Origin of the sequence: uncultured Cardiobacterium sp. (assembly GCF_938028825.1) — a bacterium.
In the GTDB taxonomy this organism is placed as follows: Bacteria; Pseudomonadota; Gammaproteobacteria; order Cardiobacteriales; family Cardiobacteriaceae; genus Cardiobacterium.
Window position 1 is genome coordinate 1 of record NZ_CALIZP010000071.1, and the last position, 16,449, is coordinate 16,449.

The following is a 16,449-nucleotide window of genomic DNA, read 5'->3' on the forward strand; positions in this document are numbered from 1 at the left end:
CCGCTTCGGCAAATTCGTAGTAAACGTTGTTTACCGCGTCGATTTGCAGCGGCGCACCGCCGCCATTGATGGTGTATGCGCCGATAACGCGGCCGCCGGTGTCCTTGATGGTGAGGTTGACTTGTTGTGCCATGTTGTGTTCCTTGTGTGTTGGTGGGAAGGCTTTACCAATCCCGGTTGTAAGCCGGGAAGGTGGCGCGCCGAAACGCGCTCAGATGATTTCCCGGGATTGGTATTGCATCGTCCCGCTATTATGACCTGATTGGTATCAAAAAGCGCTTGCCACGGTTTTCCCATGGCAAGCGCGCAGTTGAAGCCGCCCGCAAGCGGGCGGCTGTGGTTGGTGGTCAGAAGTTGTTGTGACTATGGTCATCGTCCAGATGCGGGTTGTAATTGCTGCTGTAAGCAGGTTCATCGTAACCCTGCGGCGTCATGACTTTGACATGCGTGAGGATGTCTTTTTCGCTCAGTTTGCCGTTGGCGCCGACGATATCCACCGTCTGGGTGTGGCCTTCGCTGTCGCTGATGCTCAGGCGCTGGCTGTCACCGTGGTCTTCCAGCGTCAGTTTGGCGCCACTGAGGTGTTCGCCTGCAAAGACGATGCGGTCCCCTTCCGCCGGATTGAAGTCAAGGATTTTGTCTCCCTGTCCGTCGTTGCCGTCAAAGAGGAAGGCGAAGGTATCCGCGCCTTTGCCACCGCTGAACTGGTGCGAACCATGGGCGGCAACAAAGACATCATCGCCATCTCCGCCGTGCGAGATTTGCGGGCTGCCGCTATCGGTTGCCCCGGCGAGGATTTCCGCGCTGTGCTGACCGAGGTAGTTGAGGACGGCCTCGCCTTCCATATTGACCAGCTGGCTGTAATCCGCTTCGTTGATACCCGGATCGAGGTGCACCGTCTCCTGAACGGTATGCATGGCGTGCTCGTGTGTGTCGCTGCTATCCGCATCATGCTGCCCGTCGTGGCTGGCGTCCTGCGCCTCATCGGCGAGAGGGCTGTACTCGACGGCCGGCTGTTCCGGCGCGAGATGCGGTGCCTGCGGCACTTCACCGGCTTTCACGGTGACCGCTTTACTGCTGGCGCTGCCGTAGGCATCGTTGAAGTTCTGCGCGGTAACCTCGCTGCCTGTTTGCAGCATATGCGCCGGGATGGTCACAGTGCCGGTTTGCGCATCCAGGGTAATGCCGCTTGCCGACGATACTTGATGGCTGTCGGCAAAGGCCCATTCCGTTCCTGCGGCATGGATACTCTTCTGTGCAATCAGTTTGTATGCCTGGCCTGACGGATCAGTGAAGCGGACTTCCATGAAGGTTAGCTCGTTCATGGTGTATTTGTTCGCCGGATTGCTCAGATCCATGCCGGAGGTAATGCTGACATCGCCCGTTTTTTCATTCCGCACCATCGTCGGTGCTGCCGGCGGGTCGTTGTCGAGGATGCCCACGTTGTAGCGCACATCAGTAATCGGCCTTGCGCCTTCGGCGCTTTTGATGGCAACTTGTGGTCCGGCGTGATAGCTCTGCACCACATTGTCATCGCGAGTCGTCAGCGTAAAATCAACGCTGGTTTCTCCTTTGCGAATAACGTACGTCTGCTGGTTGCCTTCATTAAAGGCCGCATACTCACTTCCGGCAAACTCAACGGTCACGCTGACATCGTGATCTACCGCCTTGTTCATCTGCAGCTTGTAGCTGATACCCTCGCCTTCGCGTACGACGGCATCTCTGCCGACCAGGGAAACAACCGCTTCACCGTCACTATCGGCAATGGTGCTGTACACCGTGTCGTTCTGGGCTGCGGAATCTCTTGGGGCATACTCAAGCGTGGCACCTTCCGGATTTTTCAGTGTGATGGAGAAGCCTTCCACGCCTTCCGCTGCACTGTCGGCATTGGCGGTAACCGTAAAGGTGGCCCGGGTTTCTCCCGCCGGGATGGTGACGCGTTTTGTGCTCAGCGTCACGTCATCCTCGGCGGCGTTTTTCACTTCTATACCCAAGGCGGAAGGAACAAAATCAATATCAACACTGACCGGATGATCAGTCGCCTTGCTCAGGGTAACCGTATAGGTTGCGGTGTCGCCTTCTTTCAAAGATGGCTGGTCGGTACTGAGGGTAAGACTTGGCAATGCAGGCTCATCATCAATGACTTGCGCCTTGACCAGTTTGGCAGCATCGTTAATCGTTGCTCCGGATGCGCCGGTCATTTCAATGCTGAAGCGCCCGGTAGAAGGGTGCCCCGGTCTGTCGTTGACTTCGTTGTTATCATTGACGAATGCAGTGAAGGTTGCCCGGGTATCTCCGGCAGGAATAGTGACCTGTTTATCATTCAGGCGAATGGTTCCCTGCTCGGCACCATTCATGTAATGGTGCAACCCAAGGGAAACCGTCACATCATGATCTGTCGCCTTATCCAGCACCGCCGTAAAGGTGGCCCGTCCGCCTTCCGGAACTTCGCTCGGCCCTACCAAGCCGACCGTGGGGTCAACGCCATCCCCCTGAACCTTGCCTGTGGCTTCGCTGCCCGGATTTTCATGATGTTGGATATTGTCATCATATTCCGCCTTGACGGTAATACTCTTGCCCACATCGCCAGGACGCAGGGTGTAGGTTTTGCCGGTTGCTCCGGTGATCGGCTGACCATTTGCCAGCCACTGATAGCGGATGGCATCTTCGGCAACACCGTCAGGATCAACCACAGTAGCCGTCAGCGTCTCACCGACTTTTGCCGTACCGCTGATGGTGACACTGCCGTTATCCACCACTGCCGGATAATTTGGATCATCCTGCACTTGCAGGGTGAATTCCTTGCTGAACGTACCGCCGTGACCGTCGTCGGTCGTCACCGTCAGTTTGACTGTCGGCTCTTGGGCAAAGTCGAGTTTCTCACCGGTTTTCAGTTTCAGCGTACCGTCAACGACCTCGAAGCGGCTGTCGCTTACCGTGTAGGTATGTGTATCGCCCTTGTCTTCATCGGTCGTGGCCAGTTTGCCGACTGCCACGCCGTCTTTGCCTTCCATTACTTGGGCAGCATCCAGACTGATGTCTGTCGGGGCATGGTTTTGCGGCGGTTGCGGTGCCGGATAGTCCGGATCATCCTGCACTTGCAGGGTGAATTCCTTGCTGAACGTACCGCCGTGACCGTCGTCGGTCGTCACCGTCAGTTTGACCGTCGGCTCTTGGGCAAAGTCGAGTTTCTCACCGGCTTTCAGCTTCAACGTACCGTCAACAACTTCAAAGCGATTGTCGCTTACCGTGTAGGTATGTGTATCGCCCTTGTCTTCATCGGTCGTGGTCAGTTTGCCGACTGCCACGCCGTCTTTGCCTTCGATAATCTGGGTGACATCCAGGGCAATATCGGTCGGCGCATGATTTGGCTGAGGAATTTCCTTACCGCCTACCAGCGCTGTCGAGCGGCTTTCCGCATGTTCGATATGACCGACTTCATCAATATAGTCCGCCTGTACCGTAATGCGTTTGCCGTTGTCTTCGGGTTTAACCGTATATCTTTCGCCCTGACCGACTTCTTTCCCGGCTATATACCAGGTGAATCTGGCTGTGTTTGCCCGGACACCGTCGCCATCACCAATGACAGCCAGGATGCTTTCCCCCACTGCCGGAAAGCCCGATTGGGTATTGATGTACACATTTCCCGCTTTATTCGCCGAAGTCGCCGGGAAGTTCGGATCATCCACCACTTCCAGGGTAATGTCTTTGGTAAACGCGGCTCCATGATTGTCGGTCGTCGTCACTTGCAGCGTGACGGTCTGCTCGTTGGCATGGTTGAGATACTCACCGGCTTTCAGTTTCAAGGTACCGTCGGCTGTTACCTCGAAGCGGCTGTCGCTTACCGTGTAGGTATGCGTATCTGCCGTATCCTGATCAGTCGTGGTCAGCTTGCCGACTGCCTCCCCACCCTTGCCTTCGCTGACGCGGACCGTATCCAGCGTAATATCGCTCGGCGCATGGTTTTCACTTGCCGGAACGGGAACATCCTGCCCATCGCTGGTCGGTTTTTCCGCAGTACCTATATTGTCGGTGTATTCGACGTGGACGCTGATCTTGTGCCCGGCGTCATCGTTGGTGAGCGTGTAGGTCTTGCCCGTCGCCTTGTCGATCGGTTGCCCGTCGCGCAGCCATTGATACCGCACACCTGCTTCGTCGTAGTTGTCGCCATCGGTCACGGTTGCCGTCAGCTCGCTGCCGACTTTCGCCTCGCCACTGATGGCAACGCTGCCCGGCTGGTTCACCGGCGTCTGACCGTTGTCATAGCCTGCATTGAGCGTGGCACCCGTACCTTCAGCGTATTCGGAATCGTTGTGCGCGTTGACGGGGCTGCCGTCTTTCAGCGCCGCACCGCCGAGGGTAACAACACCGCTGTTTTCATCCAGGCTAATGTTGTCGCGCGGCAGGTCGGCACTCGCCCATTTGCCGCTGTCGTCGCGGGTCACTGTCAGGGTCTGCTCGGCATCATTGCTATCGCGGTAAGTAACAACCAGCTTCTTGATGCCGCTGTCCGCCTGCGGGGTGACTACCACACTGCCGTTCTCGCTGCCTGCGGCCAGGGTCGGCGCGGGCGGCGGATCATTATCGGCGATGGTCGTTTCTACGGTATCCGCCTTGTTGGCGGCACCGCTTACGCTGTCCACGCTGACACTGAACGTACGGCTCGGCTGATAGCTGTCGTTGTCAAGCGCCGCCACCTCAAAGTTGTGGCTGGTTTCTCCTTTCGGGATGGTGATGGTGCGGGTTTCCGCCTTGACGTTGCCATCATCCGTCGTGCCATGCTTGATGGTCACGGTCACGGTCACGTCGCTGTCTGCCGCCTTGTTGAGCGTCAGGGTGTAAGCGGCGCTTTCACCTTCGACCACGTTACCGTCGCCGGAAAGCGTCAGCTCGGCTTCAACCGGCTGCGGTGTGCCGCTGTCGGGGTCGGTCGTGATGGATACACGGGGACTGTACGCGGTGCCTTTACCGGCAATGGCACTCAGGGTGGTGTTGTCATCCACCGCTGCTGGGGCAACTTTAATGATGCCGCTGGCGGCATCGAACTCGACGCCGCCCGGTTTTTGCGTGCCGTCCTGCACCTGCCACTGGCCGGACGCGTCGGCACGGGTGAGAACCAGGCTTCTCGTTTGTCCGTTACCCTCGTAATCCACGCGCAGATAAGTCGCTTCATCCGGCGGGGTGATGGTTACCCCACCCTGTTCGGCACCTTCGCCCTTGGTCAGGGTCGGTTGCGTGAACGAAGGCTGCGGCGGGGTCGGCGTGTCGCTGGCGACATCCAGAGCCGCACTGAGCGGGGTTTCATCGTGTCCGGCGTTGTCCTTATACGTCGCCCGCACGGTGATTTTGTGCCCGGCGTCATCATTGGTGAGGGTATAGGTCTTGCCATTGGCCTGGGCAATCGGCTGACCGTCACGCAGCCACTGGTACTGCACGTTGGCTTCCTCAAAATTGTCGCCATCGGTCACGGTAGCAGTCAGTTCGCTGCCTACCTTGCCTTCGCCCGTGATGCTAACCACACCCTCGTTGTTCGGGGTATCAATCGTCTTGTCAACTGCACCGCTTGCGCTTGTGCTGTCTTTGCCGTCGCTCACGGTCACGGATACCTCGGGCAGATCGTTGCCTGCATTGACATGATCCGCCCCGGCCTTGCTCAGGCTCACCGTGCCCGTCTGCGGGTCAATCGTGTAGTAGCCGGCCGGATCGCTGCCCGGCGTCAGGCTGTAGATTAGCGGATCATTATCGGCATCCGCCCCCTTGCTGGTGGCTACTTGCTGCCCTTCAGTCGCTTGACCTTGCTGCGGATGCAGGGTCACCGTCACTTCCACCGTCGGCGCATGATTTGCCGCCGCAGCGTCCACATCGCTGATGATCTGGTTACTCGCCGTATTCGGATTACTGCCGTTGGACGCGGTTGCCCTGACTTCCGTTTCATCTCCCACCGCATCCGGCGGCAGTTTGACCGCACCGCTGGTTTCATCCACGCTGATGTCCTGGTTGTCCGGCACGCCCGCCGCCGTCCACTTGCCTTCGCCGTCCTTGCTGACGGTGATGGTGTGCTCGGCGCCTTCTTCATCCTTAAAGGTAATCACGACCTTGTCGGTATTACCCTGCGGTTTGATGGTAACGGCACCTTTCTCGGCATCCGTCCCTTTCTCCAAAAGCGGTTGTTCCGGATCGGCAAGCACCGGTGGCGGATTATTGCCAGCGATGAAATCCATATCTCTGGCATAGACCGAGTGAATACTGGTGGCCGAGATTGATACGGTGCTGCCGTCCTGCACGACTTTCGCCGCCAGCGTAGTCTTGCCACTTTCAGCATCTACCGTGATACCTTCGATTGGGTCACCATCCAGTTTCCAACTACCATTAACCTTGCTGACCGAGATGTTTTTCCTGGCACCAGTGGCCTCATCCGTATATGAAACATCCAGTTTGTCAGTGCGCTCTTTCGGGATGATGACGACACTACCCTGTTCCTCGCCCTCACTAACCTCCGGCGGTTCGGGCCTGGGCTCGTTTTTATCGATACCCGTCATAATCTCGGCAACCGTACTGGTTTGTGTCGCATTGCTGTTGACGGCGATAACTCTGCTTTCATCCAGCACCTGATCCGGCTCGAAACGAATCCGCCCGCTGTCGGCATCCACATAACTGCCGTCATCGGCGCTCCATTTGCCTGTCGCGGCATCTTTGCTCACCGTAACCGTATGCGTGACCGGCGGAGTACCCTCATCCTGATATTCGACCACCAGTTTGGTTGCCCCCGCTGCCGGAGTGACAGCAAAGGCATCGCCATATTCACCGATTCCCGTTTGGAAAGTCGGTGGTTCTAACGGGCTCGGTATATCGCTCACCGCATCGGTCGGGGTACTGGTCACGTCTTCACGGTGGCCCGCTTTGTCGGTGTAGTGTGCTTCGACGGTGATGGTTTTGCCTTTGTCAGCCGCTGTCACGGTGTAGGTTTTGCCCGTGCCGATTTCTTGGCCGCCGGCCAGCCAGCGGTAGGTGATGCCGCTGTCCGGGACGCCGTCGGCGTCAGAGACGGTCGCCGTCAGGGTTTTGCCCACTTGCGCCTCACCGCTGATGATGACTTGGCCCGGCTGGTTGCCCGGCTGCGGTTGCGGCTGGGTCGTGTCTTCAACCGCGTTGGTCGGGCGGCTTTCCACGCTTTCTGCCGTGCCTTTGCCGTCGGTGTATTCGGCTTTGACGGTGATGACTTTGCCTTTGTCGGCCGCCGTCAGGGTGTAGTTCGCCCCCGTGCCGATTTCTTGTCCGTTCGCGTACCAGCGGTAGGTCACCGTTCCCATGCCGTCTTCGTCGGCCAGGGTGTTGGTCGCCGTCAGGGTCGCGCCCACTTTGGCTTCCCCGCTGATGTTCACTTCCCCGGTCGGCGCATGGTTGCCCGGGATCACCGGCTGTTCGGTAACCGCATCGGTCGGGGTACTGGTCACGTCTTCACGGTGGCCCGCTTTGTCGGTGTAGTGTGCTTCGACGGTGATGGTTTTGCCTTTGTCAGCCGCTGTCACGGTGTAGGTTTTGCCCGTGCCGATTTCTTGGCCGCCGGCCAGCCAGCGGTAGGTGATGCCGCTGTCCGGGACGCCGTCGGCGTCAGAGACGGTCGCCGTCAGGGTTTTGCCCACTTGCGCCTCACCGCTGATGATGACTTGGCCCGGCTGGTTGGCATTCGGCGTCGGTGACGGTGGCTGCGGATTCGGATTGGGTTGCGGCTGCGGTTCTATGTTTGGCGGTACGGGATTGGGGGTGGCGTGGTTATCGCCGTCGTCGTCATCATCATGGCCGCTTTTTGCAAGACCGATTGCTGCGGCTACCAACCCGATGGCACCCGCAACGCCCAGCGGGGCGAGTGTCGGTTGCCCCAGATCTGCGGCAAAGGCCTGCTCGGCAACGACTTCGGAAGCAAGGACGTGTTCCGGCATGGTGGCAACAGGGTAGTTGAAGAGGCCGCCGTCCATCTGCGTGCCAACCAGTGCGCCCTGTCCCTGGGTGAAGTAGTTTTCGATAACGAGGCCGGTGCCGTCATCGAAGGAAACCAGCAGGTTGTCGCCTTCACGATCGGTGATGATGCTTTCCGGGCCGATGCCGGTGGCCTGTTCGGTGAACTGGTAGTACACACCATCCACTGCCTGAATGTGCTGGGCATCGGCAGCGGTGTTGATGTTGTATTGCCCAACGACGTTACCGGCGTTGTCTTTCAGAGCCAGGGTGATTTGCTTTGCCATGACTAATTCCTTTTAAGGTAGTGGGTTAAGGGATTTTCACGCAGTTGCATGAATGTTTATTCACATTATACAAAGGTTAATGTTTAATTACCACTTTATGAAGCAATCTTCGTGCCAAGCCTGCAAGCGGCGCAACCGCACGGTTTGGCAGCGAAAAAAACCGTCCTCGCAGGACGGTTTTTTCGGGAGAATCAGTCAGATACGCAGCCAGTCATGCAAAAACCCGCTCAGCCAGCGGCGAATGTCGTCGTTGTGCCGTTCCTGGAACGTCCACTGCGAGGCGGCGGTCTGTGCGCCGGGATTTGACAATTCTTCGCTGTCGCGGGTGTGCCAGTAGCGGATTTGTTCCGGCGTCGCTTCGGGGTGAAACTGAAAGCCGTAGGCACGCTCGCCGAGGCGGAAGGCCTGGTTGGGGAAGGCATCACTCGCCGCCAGTTTGACCGCCCCTTCCGGCAGGGTGAAGCCTTCGTTGTGCCACTGGAAGAAGCGTTCCGGCATTTCGGCAAAGATGCTGCCAAAGCCTTCCACGGTCGGATAGAGATGGTAATAGCCGATTTCCACGACGTGTTCGGCGTGGCGGGTAATCTTGCCGCCGTAGGCCATCGCCAGCAGTTGCGCACCGAGGCAGATGCCGAGGAAGGGTTTGCCGCTTTCGACCACGCTGCGAATCCACAGTAATTCGGCGAGCAGCGCGGGCAGGGTGTTGCAGTCGTTGGCGCTCATTTTGCCGCCGAAGACGATCGCCGCGTCGAAACTGTCCGCGTCCGGCAGGGCATCGCCCGCAAGCGGGCAGATGACGCGGAAATCGTGCTGTTGCGCCTGAATCAGGTTGCCGATGTGGCCGGTCGAGCCGGCGGGATTGTGCAGAATGGCCACGATGCGCTGCATGGTCGGGATTGCCTTTTATATGATGACGGAAGCGGCGTAATGTAGCGTAATCACCACATAACAGAAAGGGCGCAACGCCAGAAGCGCTGCGCCCGTCCACACAGGAAAATCTACTGCTGGTTGAACGCATCCAGCGCGCGCGCCGAATACACCATTGCCGCGCCGGCATTCATGGCCACCGCCACGCCGAGCGCCTCCGCGAGCTCCTGTTCCGTCGCGCCGGCCTTGCGCGCCGCATCGGCATGCACCGTGATACAGCCGTCGCAGCGGGTGGTAACAGCGACAGCCATCGCAATCAATTCGCGCGTCTTCGCGTCCAGCACGCCATTCTCGCCGTTGGCTCTGGCGAGCGTCTGATAACCCTTCATCGTGTCCGGGCTCAGTTTGCTGAAACCGCCCAGTTTTGCCATCAGCCAGGTACGATATTCCTTCCAGTTCAACATGATAAAAACCTCATACATTAGTGAAGGCCGCGTATTGTAGGGACGGCGTGTTAAGCTGATAAGCCGGAAAACACGCAAAAAAACGCCCCGGCGTCTCAACACCGCATCATGAGCCTTCTCATCACAACACAAGGATCCCCGCCATGCTCTTTGTCGATAACCGGGAAAACACCGACCCGCGCACCAACATTGCCCTCGAAACCTACCTCGTCGAAAACCGCCTTACCGACCAGCCGCTCCTGCTCTTCTACATCAACGAGCCCTCCATCATCATCGGGCGCAACCAGAACACCGTGGAAGAGGTGAACCAGCGCTACGTCGAAGAACACGGCATCCATGTCGTGCGCCGCATGTCCGGCGGCGGTGCGGTCTATCACGACCTCGGCAACTTCTCCTTCTGCTTCATTCAGGACGAACACGGCCCGGCGCGCGATTTCAGCGTCTTCACCCGCCCCGTGATTGACGCCCTGCACCGGATGGGCGTCAGCGGCGCCAAACTCGAAGGCCGGAACGATCTCCTCATCGACGGCAAAAAATTCTCCGGCAACGCCATGTACATCAAAAACGGCCGCATGACCGCGCACGGCACCATCCTCTACGACGCCAACCTCGACGCCGTGACCGCCGCCCTCAAACCGCGCGCCGACAAAATCGAATCCAAAGGCATCAAATCCGTGCGCAGCCGCGTGACCAACATCCGCCCCTACGTCGCCGACAACTACCGGCACCTGGACACGCGCGCATTCCGCGACCACCTGCTGCTGCACATCTTCGGCGTGGGGAGCCGCGCCGAAGTGCCGGAATACCGCCTGGACGAACACGACTGGGCGCAAGTCGCCGCCATCCGCGCCGAACGCTTTGCCAACTGGGACTGGAACTATGGCCGCTCGCCCGCCTTTACCAGCGAGCGCTACCACAAATACCCGCAGGGCGCGGTGGATTTCCGCTTCAACGTCGAACAGGGCGGCAACATCAAGGACATCAAAATCTACGGCGATTTCTTCGGCACGGGCGACATCGCCGACGTGGAAAAATTGCTGACCGGCATCCCCTACCGCCGCGAAGCCGTTACCCTCGCCTTCACCCACATCGACACCGCCCGCTACTTCGGCGGCATTGCGGCAGAAGACCTCGTTGACCAACTGGTCGGCTGACGGCGCGATGGGTACGGCCACGCAGACGGGAAACCCGGCGGCACAATCCTTTATCGCGTGTTTCTACCCGTTTTTTCTGCCCCAACCTCAATCCACGCCGCCCCGCTGAGGCCGTCCTTGTCATGCACGCTGACCAGCGCGTTCACCGCCGGATGGCGCAAGAGCATATCCAGCACCGCCTGTTTCAGCGGGGCGCGATCATAGTGCGGGCTGTTGCGCCCCTTGCCGTGTACCACCAGCCAGCATTCTTCGCGGCGGTTTTTCCGCTCGCCCAGCATATCGCCGAGATAACGCAGCGCTTCATCGACAAAAAAGCCATGCAGATCAATCTCGCGCGCAAGCGGCAGGCGCCCGGCGGCAAGCGCGCGGAAGCGTCCTTCCGGAATGTGCGCCAGATTAACGGCAAATGTCTCGCGGATGTCCGCCGCCTGCCGGATACGTTGCGCTTCGATGCGGCGGCGCTGTAAAATTTTCGCCTGTCTGCCAAAGCCTTCTGCCAACAGCGGCGTTTTCAGGGGCGTAACCGTACCGATCAGGTCGGCAAAGCGTTCTTTTTCCGTCATGTATCTTTAATAGAGTCGGTGGCAGGCAAAGGGTTATCCATATATCAGGGGCGCGGCATTTTATGGTGCGCCCCAAGCATTAAAAAACATCATACACTGTGGCAATCCCAGCGAAGGACGAATCATGAAAATCGGCATTCACGGCATCAACGGCAAAATGGGGCTGGCTATCGCCCATGAAATCATCACCCATCCCGGTCTGGAACTCGCCGCCGCGTCGGTGCGTAACGGTCATGACTGGGCGGGCAAGCGCCTTTGCGATGTCGCCGGCCTGCCGCATGACTGTACCGTCCGCGTGACCAGCAATCTTGACCAGTTCTGCGCCGCCGTCGATGTGGTGGTGGATTTCACCCGCCCCGATGCGACGCTTGCCATCCTGCCGGTCTGCCAGAAGCTGAAACGGCCGCTGATGATCGGCACCACCGGCTTCAACAATGATACCACCGCCTGGATTCACCGCGCCGCGCAGGTTATCCCGGTCGTGCTCGCCGCCAACACCAGCCTCGGCGTCAACATCCTGTTTGAAGTCAGTCGCCGCGTCGCCGAAGTGCTGGACTACCAGCATTGGGACATCGACATCGCCGAAGCACACCACCGCAACAAGGTGGATGCCCCGTCCGGCACCGCGCTGCGTATCGGCGAAATGATCGCCCAGGCGCAAAACAGCGATTTTGAAGCGCGCAAACGCTACCCCTACACCAACCGCCGCAAGAACGGCGACATCGGATTCTCCGTACTGCGCGCCGGCGACATCATCGGCGAGCATACGGTGTACTTCACGACGGCAGACGAGCGGCTGGAATTCACCCACCGCGCGAACAACCGCCGTATCTTCGCACGTGGCGCCCTGACGGCGGCCATCTGGCTGGACAAACGTCCGGCGGGGCTGTACAGCATGGCGGATGTGCTCGGTTTCACTTCATAAACAACGAGGAAATACCCATGAAATGGTTGGGCTATCTGATTACCGTCATCCTGTGTGCCGCCTTTGCCGCCATCGGCCTGCTCAATAGCGGCAGCGTCACCGTCAATTACATCCTCGGCAGCGCCCCTCTGCCGCTGGTTGCCGTCATGCTGCTGTCCTTCCTCTTCGGGGCGCTGATGATCCTCTTCCTCTTCGGTTTCCAGGCCCTCTACTGGAAACTGCACGCCAAATCCCTGCAACGCCGTCTCGCAGAAGACCATGCAGCGGCTGAAAAAGCCGCCATCAAGGCTCAATTCCACGCCGACCAGAACGCCGCCTGATGGCCGACTGGCTCATCATCCTGCTGCTGCCGCTGACGGCTTGGTCCGGCTGGTGGCTGGCGATGCGCAAAGAAGCGCGCGAATGGCGTGCCAACAAAACCCACGCCGCCTACTTCGAAGGCGTGGGTTTTCTGCTGAACGACCAGACCGACCGCGCCGTGGATGTTTTCATCCACATGGCCGACCTTGACCAGCAAATGCTGGAAAACCAGCTCACCCTCGGCAGCCTCTTCCGCAAACGCGGCGAACTGGACCGCGCCCTGCACCTGCACCGCCAACTGCGCGGCCACGAACAACTCAGCGAAGCGCAGCGTCTCGCCATCGACTACGAACTCGCCGAAGACTACGCCGCCGCCGGCATGTACAGCCAGGCGCAGGCACTCTTTGAAACCCTGCTGCAAGCGCAGTACCGCAGCGCCGACATCCTGCCCGCCCTGGCGCACATCTACGAACGTACCAAACAGTGGCCGCAGGCCATCGCCTTTGCCAGCCAATGGCCGGCAGCGGACGACGCCGCTCGCCGCCGGGCGCTGTCCCACTACCATTGCGAACTGGCGGAACAGGCGCTGGCGCGTAACGACGATGACGAAGCCGCCGCCCGGCTCACCCAGGCACTTGCCGCCGACCGCGACTGCGTCCGCGCCAACCGGATGCGCGGGCAGCTCTTCCTGCGCCACGGCGAATACGTCAACGCCATCCACGCCCTGCAAACCATCGGCGAACAATCAGCGGAACTGCTGCCGGATGTCCTGCCTGACATCGCCGCCGCCTATCACGCCCTTGACCGTGACGACGAATACCGCAACTGGCTGGAAACCGCCGAAGCGCGCAGCCAGAACCCGCGCCTGACCCTGGCGCTCGCCGCACTCACCGCCGCCGGCTCGCGCGAAGCCGCCGCCGCTCTGCTGCAACAGCGCATAGCTGAAAAACAGACGCCGCTGCTACTTGCCGCCTACCTCGATTACTGCGAAGACTACGCGCCGCTGGCACAAACAGCGGGCAAACTCGTGCGCCCGCGCACCGTGTACCAATGCAACGAATGCGGCTTCCGCCAGCAAAACCTCATCTGGCACTGCCCCGCCTGCTTCGCCTGGAGCAGCTTCCGCCCGCTGCTTGAACTCAAAGTAGAAAACCGATGACCCGCCGCGCCATCCTCGTCGCCCTTGACACCAACCGCCGCGAGGATGCCCTGCACCTCGCCGCCCGGCTTGACCCCGCCTGCTGCCGCCTGAAAATCGGCAAAGAACTCTACACCCGCGAAGGGCGGGTGCTGGTCGAAACCCTGCAACAACAGGGACACGACATCTTCCTCGACCTCAAATTCCACGACATCCCGCATACTGTCGCCGCAGCCGTCCGCGTCGCCGCCGACATGGGCGTGTGGATGGCCAACGTCCACGCCGGCGGCGGGCGCAAAATGCTGGAAGCCGCCGCTAATGCCCTGACGCATTACCGCACACCGCCATTGCTCATCGCCGTGACCGTCCTCACCAGCATGAACGACGCCGACCTGCGCGAAACCGGCATTGACGAACCGCTGGCGGCGCACGTCGCCCGCTTGACCGCCCTTGCTGCTGACAGCGGCCTTGACGGCGTCGTCTGCTCCGCCCAGGAAGCTGCTGCCGTCAAAGCGGCACACGGCAGCGCCTTCCTCACCGTCACCCCCGGCATCCGCCCCGCCTGGGTGGCAGCCGACGACCAAAGCCGCATCATGACCCCGGAAGCCGCCATCGCGGGCGGCAGCGACTACCTCGTCATCGGCCGCCCCATCACCCGCGCGACAGACCCGGCGGCGGCACTTGCGGCCATCAGGCGCAGCATCACCCCCGAATAACCCAAGGAAACCGCCATGCGAGGCTCAAAAACCATCTACATCCTGCCCAACCTCTTCACCACAGCATCCCTCTTCTGTGGCTTCTATGCCATCCTTGCCGCCATCGACGGCAACTACACCGACGCCGCCCTCGCCATCTTCGTCGCCATGCTCTTTGACGGCTGCGACGGCCGCGTTGCCCGCCTCACCCACACCGAATCCGCCTTCGGCGTCCAGTACGACTCGCTTGCCGACCTCATCTCCTTCGGCGCCGCCCCCGCCCTGCTCATCTACCGCTGGTCGCTGCACTACGCCGCCGGTGCCCCCCTCTACCCCGACAAGCTCGGCTGGCTCACCGCCTTCGTCTATACCACCTGCACCGCCCTGCGCCTCGCCCGCTTCAACGTTCAGGCCGGCAGCACCGACAAAGCCGTCTTCATCGGCCTGCCCAGCCCGTCCGCCGCTGCCATCGTCGCCGGCTTCGTCTGGGTCGGCAGCAAATACCATTGGGACGGCAGCAGTCTCCTCATGCCCTCCACCCTCCTCACCTGGTTCGCCGCCCTGATGATGGTCAGCAACATTCCCTATTACAGCTTCAAAACCTTCAAGCCGCAAAGCAAACTGTCAATGGGCAAAGTTACCGCCCTCGCCTGCGCCATCGGCATCATCTTCCTCAAACCCGCCCCCGTCCTCTTCACACTCTTCCTCATCTACGGCCTGCACGGCTCCGTCTGGACCCTGTGGCGCATGCACAAACGCCGCCACAACCAGAGCCGCTGATGCTCGCTCTGCGCCCGCAACAACGCACCGCGCTGACCCTGCTCGGCTACAAACTGTGGCTGCCGCGCGCCGAGCTGGCCGCCCTGCGCGCCCACCCCGCCGCCCCCGCCACGCCCATTGCCGCGCCGCCCGCCGCCGCCCCTGTTGCAATCGCGCCGCCCCCTGCCGCCGCCCCGCTCATCCTGCCGCTGCCCGGCCTCGCCGCCCGACTGCACTGGGGGCGCGACTGCCTCTGGCTTTCCGGCGACGACCTCAGTAGCAACTGGCTGCTGCCGCCGCCGTGGGCGGAAGTGGGACGCCCCGTCATCTTCGCGACCGAAGACGAACGCCGCCTGCTGCTCGCCCTCTTCACCGCCATAGACTGCTGCGAAGCACACCACACCTTCACCGCCCTCTTCACCCTCACCCGCAGCCAGCCCCTGCCCCTGCCGCAAACCACCGCCACATCACCCGCCGACCTCGCGGAAAAGCCGCTGCTCATCTGCGGCGACACCCTCTACGCACAATGGCGTGCCGACCCCGCCGCATTTGGCAGCCTACCGGCAAAAGCCTATAATTTCCTGCATCCGTACACCGTCCTCACCGAAGCGTCCCGCAAAGAAACCTGGTGGCGACAATGGACAGACATCAAGAGGAACCTCTTTTGAAAAAAACCATCAGCCTGCTTGCCCTCATCTGCACCACTGCTGCCACAGCCGCGCCGCAAAACGCCTGGATCAGCGACGAACTGCGTACCGCCGTGTACGACAAACCCGGCAGCGATGCCAAATTCCTCGGTACCCTGCGCTCCGGCGAGCCCATACAAATCCTCGACAAAAGCGGCGACTACGCCCGCGTCAAAACCGACGCCGTCAGCGGCTGGGTCTCCGCGCGCAGCATCATGGACACCCCCAGCGTACAAAGCCGCTACGCCGACGCCCAGCAACAACTCGAACAACTGCAAAACCGCGCGCAAACCCTGCAAAGCACCAGTGACGGCCAGACCCAAACCCTCGACACCCTGAAAAAACGCGTCGAAGAACTGCAAAACGCCGAACAGCAGGCGCGCGACGAACTCGTCGCCCTGCAACGTGCCTCCGGCAACGCCATCGCCATCGACCAGCGCAACCGCGAACTGCAAGCCGCCGTCGTCACCCTCGAACAAGAAAACCTCGGCCTCAAACACAAAAACACCCGCCTCGAAGAAAGCCTCAACCAGAAACAACTCTACACCGGCGGCTTCCTCGTCTTCGCGGGCTTCGTCCTGCACTGGCTCTCCGGCCTGTTCCGCCTCGGCACAGGCCGCCGCAGCAGCTACGACGACCTCTGATTTCCCAACAA

The 16,449-nt window shown here is 60.4% G+C and carries 12 protein-coding genes; 8 read left to right on the forward strand and 4 right to left on the reverse strand.

The features are described from left to right. Window positions 1-347: 347 nt before the first annotated feature. From Q0562_RS10460 to Q0562_RS10470, 3 genes are all read right to left on the reverse strand, one after another. Window positions 348-8,243 (reverse strand): immunoglobulin-like domain-containing protein, encoded by a 7,896-nt coding sequence (locus tag Q0562_RS10460; protein ID WP_298644161.1) that lies wholly within the window; start codon window positions 8,241-8,243, stop codon window positions 348-350. 195 nt (window positions 8,244-8,438) lie between these two features. Beyond that, window positions 8,439-9,131, reverse strand: a complete 693-nt coding sequence (locus Q0562_RS10465; protein WP_298644163.1) for a gamma-glutamyl-gamma-aminobutyrate hydrolase family protein — start codon at window positions 9,129-9,131, stop codon at window positions 8,439-8,441. A gap of 110 nt (window positions 9,132-9,241) precedes the next feature. Continuing rightward, window positions 9,242-9,574 carry a carboxymuconolactone decarboxylase family protein gene (locus tag Q0562_RS10470; protein ID WP_298644165.1) on the reverse strand — a complete coding sequence of 111 codons (333 nt, stop codon included), beginning with the start codon at window positions 9,572-9,574 and terminating at the stop codon, window positions 9,242-9,244. 143 nt (window positions 9,575-9,717) lie between these two features. On the opposite strand from Q0562_RS10470, the gene Q0562_RS10475 reads away from it, so the two are divergent. Then, complete coding sequence (locus tag Q0562_RS10475) at window positions 9,718-10,728, forward strand: lipoate--protein ligase (RefSeq protein WP_298644167.1); 1,011 nt, start codon at window positions 9,718-9,720, stop codon at window positions 10,726-10,728. Window positions 10,729-10,778: 50 nt separating this feature from the next. Here the strand turns inward: Q0562_RS10475 and Q0562_RS10480 are convergent, their stop codons facing one another. After that, window positions 10,779-11,291 (reverse strand): Smr/MutS family protein, encoded by a 513-nt coding sequence (locus Q0562_RS10480; RefSeq protein ID WP_298644169.1) that lies wholly within the window; start codon window positions 11,289-11,291, stop codon window positions 10,779-10,781. A gap of 124 nt (window positions 11,292-11,415) precedes the next feature. Between Q0562_RS10480 and dapB the strand changes: the two genes are divergently transcribed. Genes dapB through Q0562_RS10515 form a run of 7 tightly spaced genes read left to right on the forward strand, consistent with a single transcriptional unit; the run spans window position 11,416 to window position 16,438 of the window. Next, window positions 11,416-12,216 carry a 4-hydroxy-tetrahydrodipicolinate reductase gene (gene dapB / locus Q0562_RS10485; protein ID WP_298644171.1) on the forward strand — a complete coding sequence of 267 codons (801 nt, stop codon included), beginning with the start codon at window positions 11,416-11,418 and terminating at the stop codon, window positions 12,214-12,216. 17 nt (window positions 12,217-12,233) lie between these two features. Next, a complete protein-coding gene (locus tag Q0562_RS10490; RefSeq protein ID WP_298644172.1) occupies window positions 12,234-12,536 on the forward strand; it encodes a LapA family protein in 303 nt (100 codons plus the stop codon). Further along, a complete protein-coding gene (locus Q0562_RS10495) occupies window positions 12,536-13,675 on the forward strand; it encodes a tetratricopeptide repeat protein (RefSeq protein ID WP_298644174.1) in 1,140 nt (379 codons plus the stop codon). Before Q0562_RS10490 ends, Q0562_RS10495 begins: the two co-directional genes overlap by 1 nt. After that, window positions 13,672-14,370, forward strand: a complete 699-nt coding sequence (gene pyrF, locus Q0562_RS10500) for an orotidine-5'-phosphate decarboxylase (protein WP_298644175.1) — start codon at window positions 13,672-13,674, stop codon at window positions 14,368-14,370. The genes Q0562_RS10495 and pyrF overlap by 4 nt, the downstream gene beginning before the upstream one ends. Before the next feature lie 15 nt (window positions 14,371-14,385). Further along, window positions 14,386-15,129 (forward strand): CDP-diacylglycerol--serine O-phosphatidyltransferase, encoded by a 744-nt coding sequence (pssA, locus tag Q0562_RS10505; protein ID WP_298644177.1) that lies wholly within the window; start codon window positions 14,386-14,388, stop codon window positions 15,127-15,129. Next, on the forward strand, window positions 15,129-15,776 hold the full coding sequence (locus tag Q0562_RS10510; RefSeq protein ID WP_298644179.1) for a hypothetical protein: 648 nt from the start codon (window positions 15,129-15,131) through the stop codon (window positions 15,774-15,776). The genes pssA and Q0562_RS10510 overlap by 1 nt, the downstream gene beginning before the upstream one ends. Further along, window positions 15,773-16,438, forward strand: coding sequence for a TIGR04211 family SH3 domain-containing protein (locus tag Q0562_RS10515; protein WP_298644182.1), 666 nt, complete (start codon window positions 15,773-15,775; stop codon window positions 16,436-16,438). Before Q0562_RS10510 ends, Q0562_RS10515 begins: the two co-directional genes overlap by 4 nt. Window positions 16,439-16,449 lie beyond the last annotated feature (11 nt).

Coding starts and splice junctions, on each gene's coding strand:
- Q0562_RS10460 (WP_298644161.1), bottom strand. CDS start 8,243: ATGGCAAAGCAAATCACCCTGGCTCTGAAAGACAACGCCGGTAACGTC.
- Q0562_RS10465 (WP_298644163.1), bottom strand. CDS start 9,131: ATGCAGCGCATCGTGGCCATTCTGCACAATCCCGCCGGCTCGACCGGC.
- Q0562_RS10470 (WP_298644165.1), bottom strand. CDS start 9,574: ATGTTGAACTGGAAGGAATATCGTACCTGGCTGATGGCAAAACTGGGC.
- Q0562_RS10475 (WP_298644167.1), top strand. CDS start 9,718: ATGCTCTTTGTCGATAACCGGGAAAACACCGACCCGCGCACCAACATT.
- Q0562_RS10480 (WP_298644169.1), bottom strand. CDS start 11,291: ATGACGGAAAAAGAACGCTTTGCCGACCTGATCGGTACGGTTACGCCC.
- dapB (WP_298644171.1), top strand. CDS start 11,416: ATGAAAATCGGCATTCACGGCATCAACGGCAAAATGGGGCTGGCTATC.
- Q0562_RS10490 (WP_298644172.1), top strand. CDS start 12,234: ATGAAATGGTTGGGCTATCTGATTACCGTCATCCTGTGTGCCGCCTTT.
- Q0562_RS10495 (WP_298644174.1), top strand. CDS start 12,536: ATGGCCGACTGGCTCATCATCCTGCTGCTGCCGCTGACGGCTTGGTCC.
- pyrF (WP_298644175.1), top strand. CDS start 13,672: ATGACCCGCCGCGCCATCCTCGTCGCCCTTGACACCAACCGCCGCGAG.
- pssA (WP_298644177.1), top strand. CDS start 14,386: ATGCGAGGCTCAAAAACCATCTACATCCTGCCCAACCTCTTCACCACA.
- Q0562_RS10510 (WP_298644179.1), top strand. CDS start 15,129: ATGCTCGCTCTGCGCCCGCAACAACGCACCGCGCTGACCCTGCTCGGC.